This window comes from Aquabacter sp. L1I39, from assembly GCF_017742835.1.
Lineage (GTDB): Bacteria > Pseudomonadota > Alphaproteobacteria > Rhizobiales > Xanthobacteraceae > L1I39.
Genome location: NZ_CP072392.1, coordinates 1,090,918 through 1,106,251, shown reverse-complemented (window position 1 = coordinate 1,106,251; position 15,334 = coordinate 1,090,918). Strand labels below are relative to the sequence as shown.

The 15,334-nt window shown below is 66.6% G+C and carries 9 protein-coding genes; 1 reads left to right on the top strand and 8 read right to left on the bottom strand.

What is annotated here, in order from left to right; all coding sequences use genetic code 11:
• Positions 1-247: 247 nt before the first annotated feature.
• The 5 genes from J5J86_RS04850 to J5J86_RS04830 all read right to left on the bottom strand — a co-directional run bounded on the left by J5J86_RS04850 (position 248) and on the right by J5J86_RS04830 (position 4,729).
• Positions 248-1,495, bottom strand: a complete 1,248-nt coding sequence (locus J5J86_RS04850; RefSeq protein ID WP_247658051.1) for an MFS transporter — start codon at positions 1,493-1,495, stop codon at positions 248-250.
• A 155-nt stretch (positions 1,496-1,650) separates the two neighbouring features.
• Entirely contained in the window at positions 1,651-2,301 is a 651-nt protein-coding gene (locus J5J86_RS04845; protein WP_209103758.1) for a LysE family translocator, read from the bottom strand.
• Between the two features lies 1 nt (position 2,302).
• On the bottom strand, positions 2,303-2,842 hold the full coding sequence (locus tag J5J86_RS04840) for an RBBP9/YdeN family alpha/beta hydrolase (RefSeq protein ID WP_209103757.1): 540 nt from the start codon (positions 2,840-2,842) through the stop codon (positions 2,303-2,305).
• Positions 2,843-2,976: 134 nt separating this feature from the next.
• Positions 2,977-3,750, bottom strand: a complete 774-nt coding sequence (locus tag J5J86_RS04835; protein ID WP_209103756.1) for an enoyl-CoA hydratase-related protein — start codon at positions 3,748-3,750, stop codon at positions 2,977-2,979.
• Positions 3,751-3,841: 91 nt separating this feature from the next.
• Positions 3,842-4,729 carry a LysR family transcriptional regulator gene (locus J5J86_RS04830; protein WP_209103755.1) on the bottom strand — a complete coding sequence of 296 codons (888 nt, stop codon included), beginning with the start codon at positions 4,727-4,729 and terminating at the stop codon, positions 3,842-3,844.
• A gap of 250 nt (positions 4,730-4,979) precedes the next feature.
• Between J5J86_RS04830 and J5J86_RS04825 the strand changes: the two genes are divergently transcribed.
• Positions 4,980-7,076: a c-type cytochrome gene (locus J5J86_RS04825; protein ID WP_209103754.1), complete on the top strand. Its 2,097-nt coding sequence runs from the start codon at positions 4,980-4,982 to the stop codon at positions 7,074-7,076.
• Positions 7,077-7,454: 378 nt separating this feature from the next.
• Here the strand turns inward: J5J86_RS04825 and J5J86_RS04820 are convergent, their stop codons facing one another.
• From J5J86_RS04820 to hypD, 3 genes are all read right to left on the bottom strand, one after another.
• A complete protein-coding gene (locus tag J5J86_RS04820; protein WP_209103753.1) occupies positions 7,455-12,665 on the bottom strand; it encodes an autotransporter domain-containing protein in 5,211 nt (1,736 codons plus the stop codon).
• A 473-nt stretch (positions 12,666-13,138) separates the two neighbouring features.
• A complete protein-coding gene (gene hypE / locus J5J86_RS04815) occupies positions 13,139-14,215 on the bottom strand; it encodes a hydrogenase expression/formation protein HypE (RefSeq protein ID WP_209103752.1) in 1,077 nt (358 codons plus the stop codon).
• Complete coding sequence (gene hypD / locus J5J86_RS04810) at positions 14,212-15,333, bottom strand: hydrogenase formation protein HypD (RefSeq protein ID WP_209103751.1); 1,122 nt, start codon at positions 15,331-15,333, stop codon at positions 14,212-14,214. The genes hypE and hypD overlap by 4 nt, the downstream gene beginning before the upstream one ends.
• Position 15,334 lies beyond the last annotated feature (1 nt).

Below are 15,334 nucleotides of genomic sequence, written 5' to 3'. Positions count from 1 at the left end.
AGTGGAACCCGCTTCGCGTGAAGGAAGTATGGAAAACAAGGTGATAGACGCGAAGTCGCATCGCCGTGAAAGGCTAAGGCGCGCTACCGGCAGAAGGACCATGTGAGCATCCACAGGTCCCACAGGTCCATCCGCATCCAGGCCATGAGGACGGGCGCGCACGCCAGCAGTAGCCAGGCGAGCGCGTATCCGGAGGGGGGCGCCTGGCCGCGCCCTTTCCGGCCTGCCCGCGCAGCGTCGTCCCGCCTCATGCGGCAGCTGGGGCGGGCGAGGGCCGGGCAATGGCGCGGTCGTCGATGGGCCAGTGCACCACGGCGGCAAGGACGCCCACCCCCATGGCGATGAGCCAGACCGCCTGGTAAGAGCCGGTGGTGACGAACAGGTATCCGCCGAGCCAGACGCCAAAGAACGAGCCCAGCTGGTGGCCGAAAAAGACGAAGCCGAACAGCGTGGTGATGTAGCGCACGCCGAATACCTGCGACACCAGCCCGTTGGTGAGGGGCACCGTGCCGAGCCACAGAAATCCCATCACCGCCGCGAACAGATAGGTGCTCGTTATGGTGAGCGGCGTGAATATAAACAGCGCCATGGCAAGGGTGCGCACCACATAGAGCGCGGCCAGCAGGTATTTGCGGCGCAGCATGCCGCCCCAGACGCCCAGCAGATAGGTGCCCGCCACATTGGTGAGCGCGATGATGGCCAGCGCCGCCACGCCCTCCGAAGCGGTCAGACCCCGGTCAGACAGATAGGCCGGCAGGTGGGTGGCGATGAAGGCGAGCTGGAAGCCGCAGGCGAAGAAGCCCAGATTGAGCAACCAGAAGCCCTTGTGCCGCAAGGCTTCGCCTATGGCCGCTGACATGGAGAGGCCGGCGCCGGCCGCATCCGCCTCCGAGCTACGATCGCGCAGAGGCATGGCCAGGGGCAGCAGCAGCACCATGGCGCCGGACAGGATCAGCAGGGCTCCCGCCCACCCCCAGCCGCCGATCAGGCCTTGGGCGGCCGGGACCATGGCGAATTGGCCGAGCCCGCCAATGGCACCCGCCAGGCCCAGCGCCCAGCTGCGCCGCTCGGCGGGCATGATCCGGCTGAGGGCACCGTAGATGGCGCCGAAGGCGGTGCCGGAAAGGGCGATGCCGACGACGACGCCGGCGCTCAGCACGAAGCCCGTGGGATCGGCGGCCCGGGCCATGAAGAACAGGCCCAGCCCATAGGCGACAAGGCCGACAGCGACGACCTTGGCCGAGCCGAACTTGTCGGCGAGCATCCCGGTGAAAGGCTGGGCCACGCCCCAGATGAGATTCTGCGCCGCCATGGCCAGGCCGAACGTCTCCCGGGACCATTCCCGGTCCAGCGTCACCGGCAACAGGAACAGGCCTTGAACATGGCGCACCCCGAGGGCGAGCCCCATGATGAGGCCGCCGGCGATGACGGGAACCCAAAGCGCGGCGCGCCATCCGGCGTCCCCGTGCCCGGCGATGCGATCGGCGTGTTCCATAGGGTCTCCCTGCCTCATGCCATCATGGCCCGCGCGGCGGCGCTTCTGCGGCGGCTTGGGCTGCCGGCCATTGAGCGCGCCGGAGCCGCCGCGTGTCGAATGAGGAAGCTTGGGGGGCGGATGAGGTCTTCTCATCCTGCGGAAAGGGGGGACGGTCAGCCCCGGCGTTCGAGCGCAAGCCGGATGCCGAAGGCGACGAGGACCGAGCCCGTCAGTCCGTCGATGGCGCGCAAGAAGGCCGACCGGCGCAGCAGTGCCGAGAGAGGACGCGTCGCCGCGGTGATGGCGGCGAACCAGGCCAGGCCCATGGATGCGTGGATCGCCGCAAGGCCGATGCTGAAAGGCACCACCGGCACGTCGGCCGGGATGAATTGGGGCAGGAAGCTCACATAGAAGACGCCCACCTTTGGATTGAGCATGTTGGTCAGGAAGCCGCGCCAGAACCATCCCGCCACGGATGATCGCGGCGGCAGGGCAGCGCCGGTGTCGGTTCCGGTCGGGGGCGTTGCCTGCCCGGCCAAGGCGGACAGCAGCATGCGCCCTCCCAGCCAGCACAGATAGGCGGCGCCAGCATATTGCAGCACAAGGTAGCCCATGCGGGAAACCGCGAGCACGGCACCAAGGCCGAGGGAGGCAAGAACGCCCCAGGCCAGCACGCCCGTCACCACGCCCGTGCCCGCCGCCATGGCGGGCCTTGCGCCTTCCACGGTTGCCGTGCGCAAGACCAGGGCCGTGTCGAGCCCCGGCGTGAGGGTGAGAAGGCCCGCTGCGAGGGAAAAGGCCAGGATGGCGGCGGTGGGGTCCATGTCAGCTCCGAAGCCCTGCGCGGAAAGCGTCCAACAGCATGCGCCCGTCCTGCCACGGGCCAAGCCCGCTCGCAGCATTGATATGTCCCAGGGCGCCGACGGTCACGAGCCCCGCGCCCCATGCATGCGCCCTCTGGCGGGCATGGTCGAGGGAGCCGAATGGGTCGTCGGTGCTGGCGAGCACCAGGGCCGGGAAGGGCAGGGGGCGATGGGGCGGGTGGCGGAAGCCCGCCGCGGCCGCGGGAAAGGCCGGGGCTTGCGTGTCGGGGACGGCCACCAGAAAGGCGCCGGCGATGCGACCTGAAAGGCGCTCACCGGCATGGGCCACCAGAAGGCACGAAAGGCTGTGCGCCACCAGAACCGGTGGCTCCTGCGACCGGGCGATGGCGGTGTCGAGCGCCGCTTGCCAGTTGTCCAGATCCGGGCGGTCCCAGTCCCCCGGCTGGAACCGACGCAACGTGGGGTCGGCGGCCTCCCAATGGCTCTGCCAATGATCGGCACCCGAGCCGCCGATGCCGGGGAGAACAATGCCTGCTGCCATTTGCCTCTCCTCTCGCGCGCCGTGCCTGCGCCGGGGACGCCCCGGTTTTAGCACATGCCGTTCCGATGCCGGGCTGAGCGATTTTCAGCCCGACCTGAACAGCGCAGCGCAAACGAGCGTCGCTGCCGTCCGGCTCAGCAGTCGCGGAAATGGGCCGTGCGCTTGTCGCGAAAGGCTTCCATGCCTTCGCGGGCGTCGGCGAAGGACAGGGTGCGGTGGAAGCTGGCGCGCTCCAACGGGAGACCATGCTCCAGGGGCGTGTTGAAGGTGGCGTACGCTGAGGCCTTCACGAGCTTGAGCACCGGCAGGGAGTAGGATGCGATCCGTCCAGCCACGGCAAGCGCCTCGTCGCGCAGCCCGTCCGGTGGGCACAGGCGGGAGACGAGGCCCGCCCGCTCGGCTTCCTGTGCGTCCAGGGTGCGACCGGTCAGCAGCATGTCCAGCGCCTTGTGCTTGCCGATGGCGCGCGGCAAGCGCTGGCTGCCGCCCGCGCCGGGCATGGTGCCGAGGGTGATCTCCGGGTGGCCGAAGACGGCGGTCGAGGCGGCGATCACCACATCGCACATCTCGACCAGCTCGCACCCACCGCCCACCGCATAGCCCTGCACCGCGGCCACCACAGGTTTCTCCACCTGCGCCAAAGCGTGGCAGCATCCGGTGAAGCCGGCGCGCACCGCCTCTGCGACGGACATGTCCAGCATGGCCTTGATGTTCGCTCCGGCACAGAAATGCTTACCGGCGCCGCACAGCAAGAGCACGCGAGCGGCATCGGAAACATCCAGCTGCCGGACGGTGACGGTGAGGGCCTCGATCAGTTCCGGAGACAGGGCATTGAGCGAACTCGGCCGGTTCAACGTCACCTCCGCCACCCCGTTGGCGTGAAGTTGAACCGCAACTGCATCATCCATGTTTCCCGTCCCCCATTGCCATTTCGGGGAGACTAGGGAGGAAAATTTCATAAGAAAAATCGATTGATCTTATCATCGACATAGAGTTTGCCTATGTATGTTCCGTTGTCGCTCCTTCTTGCAGAGACAGGGCTGCCAGGGCGGCGGCCGTGATGTTGTCCTTCCAAATGCGTGGCACCTCAGCTTGCCACGTCAGATAAAGCGCGCGCTCCAGCCGAAGCCCCGCCACAGGAATCCGGCACAAGCCGTCTGCGCCGAGCGAGGCCGGCGCAAGCGTGATGCCTAGCCCCGCGCGCACGAAAGCGAGGGCGTCCGCATCGGCGTTGGACACATGGACCACGTTCACGGCCACATGGGACGAGCGGAAGATCGCTTCCGCAGCCCGGTGCCGTTCGCACTGGGGCCGCGTCACGAAAGGTTCGCCCGCGAGATCCTGCAGGGTGAGGGAGGTTCGCCCGACAAAGCGATGGCGCGCGTGGGTGAGGCAAACGAAGGGCTCGCGCAGGAGAAGGGTGGCATCCTCCGGCGCATCGGCCTCCTCTAGGATGGTCAACGCCGCCTCGATGCGCTCTTGCTTCAACCATTGGGCCAAGCGTACCGGTGGGCCAGACCGGAAGGTCGGCTGCGGCTCGCCCATGGCCGCGAGGAGCCGTGCGGCGAAGTCGGCGCGGTGGGCATCCGAGACGGTGACCGCCATGCCAACGCAAAAGCGTGCCGGTCCGGCGAGGCCCATCGCCTCCGCCTTGGCCGCGTCGCACTGACGCAAGATGTCCACCGCGCGCCGATAGAAGCGCCCGCCGGCCTGAGTGAGCCGCAGGCGTCCTCCCCCGCGCTCGAATAAGGCGCAGCCCAATTCCTGCTCCAGGGCCTTCAGCCCCGCCGAAACGGAGGGTTGCGTCAGGTGGAGGCGCTCCGACGCGCGCACCACGCCGCCATGGTCAACGACCGCCGCGAAGTATCGCAGGTGCTGGATCTTCATAGAAATCCTCTATGTAGGAGTCGTCTGTCATTCGATATATTTATATCATTCCCGCTCGATCCGTCTCGCTTCCGCCAGCGCATCGCGCGCTGTTGCGGTGCATCAATACGGGGGCGCGGACGCGGCCTATAGTTCCGGTGCGGGACGTTAAAGGCTGCGCGGGAGAGACCGCGCGTCGTCGGGGGAATGCGCGGCATTTCTCCGGGCGTCCGCGCGTGCTCCGCCGCCGGCCAGGCGAGGAGGTCGTTCCATGAACGACGAGGGTGCAATCCGGCGCAGGCCGCGATTGAAGCAGGCGGCGGCAGTTGCAGCCGGCTTGGCGGTGGCGGGAGCGGCCGTCTTGTGGTGGGTGGTCACGCCGCCCGCGATTGATGATGCGGGGCGCACGCTTCCGCAGGTGGCTGCGCCGGATCTGGTGGCGCGGGGTAAGTACATCGCCGAACTGGGCGATTGCATCGCCTGCCACACCAAGGCGGGTGGCCAGCCCATGGCGGGCGGGCGGGGGCTGGAGACGCCGTTTGGCATGCTCTATTCCACCAACATCACGCCGGACATGAAGACGGGCATCGGCCGCTACAGCTTCGGTGCCTTCGACCGCGCCATGCGCAAGGGCGTCACCGCCGATGGCGTCCACATGTATCCGGCCATGCCCTATCCGTCCTACGCCAAGATGACGCCGGACGACATGTATGCGCTCTATGTCTATCTCTTGAAGGACGTGGCGCCCGTTGACAGCCCGAACGTGCCGTCTGGCATCGGGTTTCCGTTCAACCAGCGCTGGACTTTGGCGTTCTGGAACCAGATGTTCCTCGATGGTCATCCCTTCATCGCAGATGCGGCCAAGGGGGAGGTGTGGAACCGGGGCGCCTACCTGGTGCAGGGGCTCGGTCATTGCGGGGCGTGCCACACGCCCCGGGGCCTCGGCTTCCAGGAATTGGCCATGACCGAGGCTGAGGGCAGCGGCGAAAAGTTCCTGTCCGGCTCCAAGGTGGAGGAATGGAACGCGGTCAATCTGCGCGGCATCGGCGACGTGGACGACACGGTGGAATTGCTGAAGACCGGGCAGAACCGCTTCGGGACCGTCTCGGGCTCCATGACCGAGGTGATCCACAATTCAACCCAGAACTTCACCGATGCCGACCTCGTGGCCATCGCCACATACCTGGATTCCCTGCCTTCAGACGAGCCCCGCCGGCCGCATCCGGCCGCCGTCGCGGACAGCCCGGCCGTTCCGGACACCATGTTCACCAGCCGGGGCGGCCTCGCTTACGCCCAGTTCTGCGCCGACTGCCACCGCCTGAACGGCGAGGGTGTCGCCAAGGTGTTCCCGCCTCTGGGTGGGAATCCCACCGTGTCGGCCAAGGATCCGTCCACCCTGGTGCACATCACCCTCACCGGCTGGGCGACCGCGGAAACGCAGGCGCGGCCCCGCGTCTTCACCATGCCTGGCTTCGCTCGCCTAACGGATGACGAGATCGCCGAGATCCTGTCCTTCGTTCGCGCCAATTGGGGCGCGGGGGCGCCGCCGGTGAGCGCGGCGCAGGTGAAGGCCGCCCGCGCCACGCTCGATCCTCAGGTGGACACCCGGCCCTTCGAGACGCCACGCATCGCCGATGTGCTGAGGGAGCCCAACGCCGTCCAACTGGTCCGGGGCATGAGGCTCAACACAGAGACCCACACCTTGCTGCCGAAGAATGTGGGCAATGTCCTCAACTGTTCCAGCTGCCATCTGAATGCCGGCACGGTGGCGGACGGCTCGCCCTATGTGGGCGTCTCGGCTTTCTTCCCGAGCTACGCGCCGCGGGCCGGGCGGGAGATCACGCTGGAGGACCGCATCAATGGCTGCTTCCTGCGCTCCATGAACGGCAAGCCGCTCGCCAGGGACGGCGACGACATGAAGGCCATGGTCGCCTATTTCGACTGGATGAAGCGGGAGACTAAGCCCGAGGACAAGGTGGAAGGCCGGGGCGTCGGCAAGGTCAGCCAGCAGATCAAGCCGGACCTGGAGAATGGTCCCAAGGTCTATGCCAGCCAGTGCGCCGCATGCCACGGGGCGAACGGGGAAGGGATCAAGGATGCCAGGGGTGCCTATGTCTATCCCCCGCTCTGGGGTGATCAGTCCTTCAATATCGGGGCCGGCATGGCGCGGACCTATACGGCCGCAGCCTTTGTGAAGCGCAACATGCCCATCGGCATGCATGGCGGCTTTCCGCTGGGCCAAGGCGGGCTGACCGACCAGGAGGTGGTGGATGTGGCCGAGTATTTCAGCCACATGCCGCGGCCGGACTTCGCGCCCAAGGTCAATGACTGGCCGAAGGACAAGAAGCCCGCCGACGCCCGCTACTGACACCCCAGGGCAACGAGCGCCCGGACCATGCGGGGTCCGGGCGCTCGCCCATCCCCCCGTCGCGGGACAATGGACGGGCGGGAAAGGGGGGGCTCAGTGCGTCCTCACGGGCGGCGCGCTCGATGGGGCAGGAGGAAGAGGGACGAAGCGGTCATGTGCCGTTCCCTGGAACGGCTACCTTAAGCGGGGCTTAAGGACAGGGCGGCCCTGTCACGCGCCCCACGATTGGGCGAGGAGCGTTTGCCTTTCGTCCGCGGCAATCACCATCGCCGCCTCGGCTCTGGGATGAGTGTGTGCCAAAAAAAAACGGCGGCGGACCCTCGCGTCCGCCGCCGCCGGATGGAGCCAGGAGGCCGTGGCCCCCCACTGCAGCTGATGTCAGAACTTCAGCGAGAACTGCGCGGTGACCGCGTTCTGGCTCGCCTGCGAGGCGATCTGCCCGGCATAGTTCACCTGGATGGTCGCCTGGTTCGACAACGCATAGGCAAGGCCCGCCCCCAAGATCGCCGCGTCCTGCGCGATGGGCACGCCTTCCACCTGGAACGGGGTTGTCGTGCCTGCGAACATCATGTTGGCGATGGAAGAGGTGTCTCCGAACGCATGCTGCCAGCCCACCGTCACCGATGGCGTCAGAGTGTGGCCCATGACATTCATGCTGGTGGCCGCCCGCAGCCCCAGGGTCGTGTAGAAGGTGCTCTGCCCCTGCACATCCACCGAGAGCGCCGCCGCCGTCGTATAGGCTTCCTGCGTGGAGGCGCCCGACAGGTTCACATAGGCAAGGCCCAGGAACGGCTCGAACGCATAGGCGCCCACCGCGAAGTCATAGGCCGCCTCGCCGAACACCTGCGTCGTGCCTTGCGTGTAGCCACCCGACGTGCTGCCGGAGAAGCCGGGAAACACGATGGAGCGATCCACCGACACGTCATGCCACGTGTAGGACACCCCGCCTCGCAGGGCCCAGGGGCCGAGCTGGGTTCCCGCATAGAGGCCGAGATCGAAATTGCCGATGGTGCCCGTGGAGTTGCGGGCATCCACGTCGAACTGCGACTGGCTGTAGCCGGCCACGAGACCCACCCGGCTGTTGCCGCCGACGCCCACGTCGAGACCCGCCAGAAAGCCGCCGATGGAGGATGAGATGCTGGCCGCGTTGCCATTGCTGGAGACATTCCCCCACGCGCCATAGCCCTGCATCCACAAGGTGGGCGTGAGGCCCTCGCCGAGCGCGGCGGTTGCGGGGCCGGCGGCGTTGGCCGCATAGCCCAACGCCTGCGCGCCCGCAGGGGTGAGCCCCTGCCGCAGGCGGGCGTTCACCGCATCGCGCAGGAAGATGGCTTCCTGCTGGATCACGGTGTTGACGGAGGCGTAGGCCTCCCCCGACAGCTGGTTGAGGGCAGGCGCCACCGCGCCGACGGGCAAGGTGACGAGGCTCTCCCAGACCTGGTTCCCGATGGGCAGAACCTCGGCTGCCGCGGCCACCGCCAGCTGGTTTGGCGTCTGGGCGAAGTCGGTGAAGTTGAGGCCGTTATAGTTCAGCGTCAGATAGACGTTCTGCGCGTCATAGCCGAGCGTGGGGGTGAGGAAGGCATAGTCGGACGTGATGGAGCCGAACGTGCCGGTCACCTGGTCGGTGGTGGTGAGGATGGTATAGGTGGTCAGCGCCCGGTAGATGCCGCTTTCCGCCCGAACGGCAACCGCAGCCCCGGATGAGATGGTGACCGCGCCGGTGGCGGTGATGAGGTCATGGGCGCCCTGCGGCGTCACGTCGACCTCATAGGTCGAGCCGGTATTGAAGTTCACCGCTCCTGCCACCGCCAGGGTGCCGGGCGAATAGCCGGGCGAGACGGTGGAGCCATTATTGGCGACCACGCCGCCAATGGTGCCGGAGCCGCCCAGCGTGCCGCCATTGTCCACGGTGAAGACGGATGTGGTGGTGACGCCCTGCTCCAGTGTCACCGTGGAATTCTCCACGGTCACCGCGCCCTGATAGGGCGATGAGAACAGCACCGTGCCGCCACCCTGGAACAGGACGGCGCCCGAGCCGCTGATGGATCCTGCGAACGTGTAGGTGTCCGAGCGGTTGAAGATCAGGGTGGCGTTGTTGACCACATCGCCCAGGATGGAGCCGGTGGTGCCGCCATTGCCCAACTGGAGCACGCCGGCGGAGATGGTGGTGAGGCCGGTATAGGTGTTGGTGCCGGTGAGCACGAGGGTGCCCGCGCCAGTCTTGGTGAGAGTCTCGGCGCCGGAGATCACCCCGGAGAGGGTGAGCGTCGTGTCATTGGCCACCTGGAGCGTGCCGCCGCCGGTCTCCAGCACCACGTTGCGCGAGGTCGAGATGTTGCTGGTGGTCGCCAGCGTGCCGCCCCGCAAGGTGAGGGCACCGCTGACCGCGCCGAGGGCCGCGTCGCTGGCGATGGAGATGGTCCCCCCAACCGCGATCGTGCCGCCGGAATAGGTGTTCACGCCCGTCAGCGTGAGCGTGCCGGATCCGGCCTGGCCCACGATGCCGGTGCCGGAAATGATTCCCCCGAACGTCACATCGTCGGAGTGGAAGAAAGCGAGGACGCCGTTATTGACCACGTTTCCGGTGATCGAGCCGGTGGTCCCGCCATTGCCGATGGCCAAGCCGCTGCCGGCAGCAATGCTTGTGCCCTGGGTGTAGGTGTTCGTGCCGGTCAGGTACGTGGCGCCCGACAACACATTGAGGGCGCCGTTTCCGGAGATGTCAGCGGACAGGACATAATCGGTGTCGGTGTGGTTGAGAACGATCTGCCCACCCGCGGTGCCGAAGACGATGCGGGGCGCCGAAATGGTTCCGGCGGCGACGGCGGCCGAACCGCTTTCCGCCCCGATGACCAGCGTACCGGAACCGGTCTCGTCATAGCCGATGCGGACCTCGTTGTCGGCCTTGATGGTGGCACCGTCGGCGACGATCACGGTCGCCGTGCCATTATAGCCCACATAGACATTGCCGAGGGCGTTGTAGTCCGCATTGGCCTTCGCCCAGATCTGCGAGCCCGCGCCCGTGACGGTGAGGCGGCCCACCGAATTGGGATCCATGCCGACGCCAACGGCGGCCGTGGTCACGACCGCACCATTGGAGATGGTCATCTGCCCGTTGCCGTTCACCGGATCCACGTTCCGGCTGCCATTCTGGCCGCCCACATAGACCCGCTCTGCGGCATCCACCACTGTCCCGGCGCCGGTCACCGTCATGGTTGTGAGGTCGCCGCCTCCGGCCCCCACATAGATGCCGCTGGCGAAAAGATAGGCGGCGTCCGACACTGTCACGGTGCCGCCGGTGGGGCTGAGCCAGGCCGCCGAAGCGCGATTGTTGGGATCGCCAATCTCCACGTGGGTACCCGCACCGGTGAACATCACCTGGGCGCCCGCGCCCGTATAGATGCCGATATTGGTGATGGAGGCGAAGGCCCCATTGGAGACGGTGAGCGATCCGGTCGAGCCGGCCGTGCGGGCGATGTCGACGCCGCCCGTATTGTGCCAGGAGGTTCCCGCGCCGGTGACAGTGAGCGACCCATTCCCGCCGCTGCCGCTCTCCCAGCTCGCGGTGGAGAGCGCAAGGCGTCTTGCGGTGAGGGAGGCGCCGTCCGAAACCGTGATGGAGCCGGTGCCGCCATCATAGCCAACGGTCAATTCGGAGGTGTTGGTCCAGCTGGAGCCCACGCCTGAAATGGTGACTGTGCCGACACCGCCGGCCGGGCCGCCAACGGTGGCATTGGCGCTGGTGAGGCTTCCGCCGCCGGAAATGGCGAGTGTGGCGCTGGCGTCGCTGCCCACGGTGGCGGTGGTGACCGACAGGCTGCCGGTGAGCGCGAGCGTGCCCTCCTGGACGTTCAGCTCACCGGAGAGGCTGCTGCCGCTGCCGGAAACGGTCCAGGTGCCCGTGCCGGCCTTGGTGAGGTTGGCAAAGCCCTGGAACTTGCCGCTGGCGCCCACCGTACCGAGGTTGAGCGCGCCGCTTCCCGTGCCGATCAGGCCGAGCGTATTGTTGCTGCTGGCATTGACGACCTTTCCGACGAGGATCGCGGTGTCCGACAAGAGGAGCGTGTTGGAGCCCGCCCCCATGCTGATGGCCGTGTCCGCCTCGGACGCGGCTTCGATGGTGCCGGTATTGGTGATGGTGGTGTTGCCATCCCCTGTCAGCACGGCGATCGTGCCGGTTGAGGTCAGGGTGCCGGAGTTGGTGAGGGTATTGGTCGTCGCGTTGAGCGATACCGCATAGCTCGTGGCGGTCACCGTGCCGGTATTGGTGACCGACGCGTCGCCGGTGATGGTGGCGACGGTGGCATTGGTGTGGCCGGTGACAAGCCCGCTCTCCACGACGATGCCGGACTGTCCGGTGAGCGTTCCGTCATTCACCACCGTGACATTGCCCAGTGGCGTCTCCGCCCGGATGGCGGCATCCCGATTGGCGGTGACGTGTCCTGTGCTCTCGTTGGTGATGACAATGTCGCCGGACGTGGTGGCGGATCCTATGAGGCCGGCATATCCGGCGGGGTCGCGGATGGCCGCGCGCGCGGCATCAAGGGTCGGGTCGCCCGTCGCCGTGACCGTGCCGCTGTTAATAACGGTGGCCTTGCCGGTCTCGGTGGAGGCATAGACGGCGTTGTCGGTGTTGGAGGTGACGCTGCCAGTATTGGTCACCGTGGCATCGCCATTGTTGGACCAGGCGATGAGACCCTGGAACAGCTCGGACGTCACCGAGCCATGGTTCGTGATGGTCGCGAGGCCATGATAGTCGATGACGCGGATCGCGGCCGTCGTCGCGTTCACCACGCCGGTGGATGTGTTGGTGACGGACACCGTCACGGGCGTGTCTGCGCCGAGGCATCCGTCAGGCCCGACGGGTCCGCAATTTCCATCGGCATAGATGCCGCGCCCACCATTGGACGTCACGAGGCCGCTATTGGTAATGGTCACGGCGCCCAGATTAGTCGCGCCGCTGATGGCCGCCGTACTGGTGTTGGGTGCATTCAGGGTGATCTGGCCGGCATTGTCGATGACGATGTTGCCGGCATTGTCGTTGAGGACCCAGATGGTGCCGAAACCGCCGGAAGGGCCTGACGTCGCCACCACGTTAGCGCCGATATTGACCGTGGCGTTGACCACAACCTCATTGCGCTGCGGCGGCGTGCTCGTGTCGGTGCCGAACTGCATCACCAAGCCGCTATAGTTCGGGTTGTCGATGCTGGTCGCGCCAAGGATTTCTACGGTTTGGTCATAGGTGCCGGCGGTCTGCGGCGAGGCATAGATGATGGAGACTGTGGTCAGGTCTTCCACCGTCAGCGACCCCGTGCCAGGCGTCATGGTGACGTAAACGTTCGTGCCGTTGCAGTTTTGCAGCATGGTCGTGCCGGTGACGCTGCAATTGAGAGGGGTGGCTTCCACGGGGCCGCCCGCCAACACTGTCAAAGCCGCGCCCGCAAGTACCAGTGCCGGCGCGGTGAGGGCGGAGGAGAGAAGGAACCGGCTGCGGGGGATCCGGCGCGGGGGCGAGGACAAAGGTTCGGCACGGCGTGCCATGGCTGGCGCACATGCGGCGCCGAGAGTGCCCCGGACATTGGTCATCGTTGTTTCCCCCGCCCCCTATGCAGTGGGCACTTATGTTTCTTAGGTGCAACGCGCTTCCCGCGGCGCGTTAACCATCTGCTCATTCTTATGGCAACTTTTGGCAACGTTGCACGGAGGTGCAGCACCTGCAACCCGATTCGGAGGGGTGTGTTTCTTGCGTATGTCTGTGTTGCAAATTTGCACGACTCTATCTTGGGTCGTGCTCTTTGGAGGATGGTTGCGCGTCAAAATCGTTATTGCGGGAGGGCATTTAGTAATATTAATGAAAAACTGATATTATCAAAAATAATTATTGTAAAATTAAATGTTTATATTTTTGATTTTAATGTAAAATAATTTTGAAATTTATAATTTCACTTGTATTTATTTTTTGTTTTATTTGTTGATGTGCTAGGTATGGCGCCCCCTCTGCGTCGGATGAGGAGTGCCAGACACCGCCAGCACGGCCTCCATCTCACCTGGCACCCTTTTCAGCAGATGCGCGGCAATTGGTCTCCCACCAGCATGTCGACGATGCGTGCGCCGCCGAAGCGGGTTTCCATCACGACCCGGCCGGGGCGATCGGCGGTGGCCACGCCGATGAGTGCGGCACCCTGGCCGAGCGGGTGGGCGCGCAAGGCGTCAAGAGCTGCTTGCGCCTCATCCGCCGGCACGGCGGCCACCAGCTTGCCCTCATTGGCGAGATAGAGCGGATCGAGGCCGAGGATCTCGCAGAAGCCCGCCACTTCCGGCCGCATGGGTACGTCCGTCTCGCGGATCCGTACACCCACCTGGCTTGCCTCCGCCATCTCGTTCAGCACCGCCGCCACCCCGCCGCGCGTGGCATCGCGCATCATGCGGATGCCGGGGGCGGCGGTGATCAGGTCGGCGATGAGCCCATGAAGGGCTGCGCAGTCGCTGGCGATCTGCGTGTCGAGCGCGAGATCGCCCCGCGCGTTGAGGATGGCGGCGCCATGGTCGCCCAGGAGGCCGTTCACCAGCAGCACGTCGCCGGGCCGCACCCGGTCGATGCCCACGTGCAAGCCGGGGCGGATGACGCCGATGCCGGTGGTGGTGAGGAAGAGCTTGTCGCAGGCGCCGCGTGCCACCACCTTGGTGTCGCCGGTGACAATGGGCACGCCTGCCGCCGCCGCGGTCGTGGCGAGGGAGGTGGCCACCGCCCGCAAAGTCTCCAGCGGCAAGCCTTCCTCGATGATGACGGCGCAGGACAGCGCAACGGGCCGGGCGCCGCCCACTGCCAGATCGTTGATGGTGCCGCAGACCGCCAGCGTGCCGATGTCGCCGCCGGGAAAGAAGAGCGGGTCCACCACGAAGGAATCCGTGGTGAAGGCGAGCCGGTCGCCCTGCAACGCAAGGGCGGAAAGGTCGAACCGCGCCTGGTCCTCCGCCGCGCCAGGCGCCCCGCCCGCGAAGGGCGCGCGGAACACGTCCTCGATGAGATCGCGCATGGCCGTGCCGCCACCGCCATGGGCCAGCGTCACCTTGGTGCCGGTGACCGGCCGGGCGCGCCGGCTCGCCGCGTGAAGCGGAACGGCCGGCGCGCTCATGCCGCCCCCCGCAGGCCGGCATATTGGTAATAGGCCGCGCAGGCCCCCTCGGACGACACCATCAGCGCGCCGAGCGGCATGTCGGGCGTGCAGGTGGTGCCGAAGGCGGGGCAGGCCCAGGGCTTGGCCGCCCCGGTGAGCACCTCGCCACACCGGCAGGCGGCGGGATCGGCCACCTTGATGTCGGGCACGGAGAAGCGGGCCTCCGCATCGAAGGCGCGGTACGCTTCCCTCAGCCGCACCCCCGAACCGGCGATGGAGCCGAGCCCGCGCCATTCGAAGGTGGGACGGGGCTCATAGACCTCGTGCACCGCCTTGAGCGCCGCCGGATTGCCGGCTTCCGGCACCACGCGGGCATATTGGTTTTCGATCCGCGCCACGCCCGCATCCATCTGGCGGATGACCATCAGAAGGGATTGCAGCAAGTCCACCGGCTCGAAGCCGGAGACGACCAGGGGACGGTGAAACTCCCGCGCAATGAAGTCATAGGGAGCCGTGCCGATGACCATGGAGACGTGGCCCGGCCCGATGAAGCCATCGATGCCGAAACCGGGCTGCTCCAGCAGCGCGCGCAGCGTCGGGATGATGGTGATGTGGTTGCAGAACAAGGAGAAGTTGGTGATCCCCTCGCGCGCCGCCCGCAACACCGTGAGCGCAGTGGAGGGCATGGTGGTCTCAAAGCCCAGGCCGAAGAACACCACCTCCCGGTCAGGATGGCGGCGGGCAAGGGCTAGCGCATCCAGCGGTGAATAGACCATGCGCACATCCGCCCCGTCGGCCTTCGCCTGGAGCAGGCTCTTGCGCGAGCCGGGCACCCGCATGGCATCGCCGAAGGTGGCGAAGATGACCTCGGGACGCTCGGCAATGGCGACGCAATCATCCACCCGTCCCATGGGCAGCACGCAGACCGGGCAGCCGGGGCCGTGGACGAACTCGATGAGGTCCGGCAGCAGCCCTTCCAGGCCATAACGGAAGATGGCGTGGGTGTGCCCGCCGCACACTTCCATGACGCTGACCGGCCTCTCCCGCCCGCGCCCCAGGCGCACGCAGAGGGCCTCGATTTCGCGGATCAAAGCGGCGGCAAGGGCCGGGTCGCGGAATTCGTCCACATAGCGCATG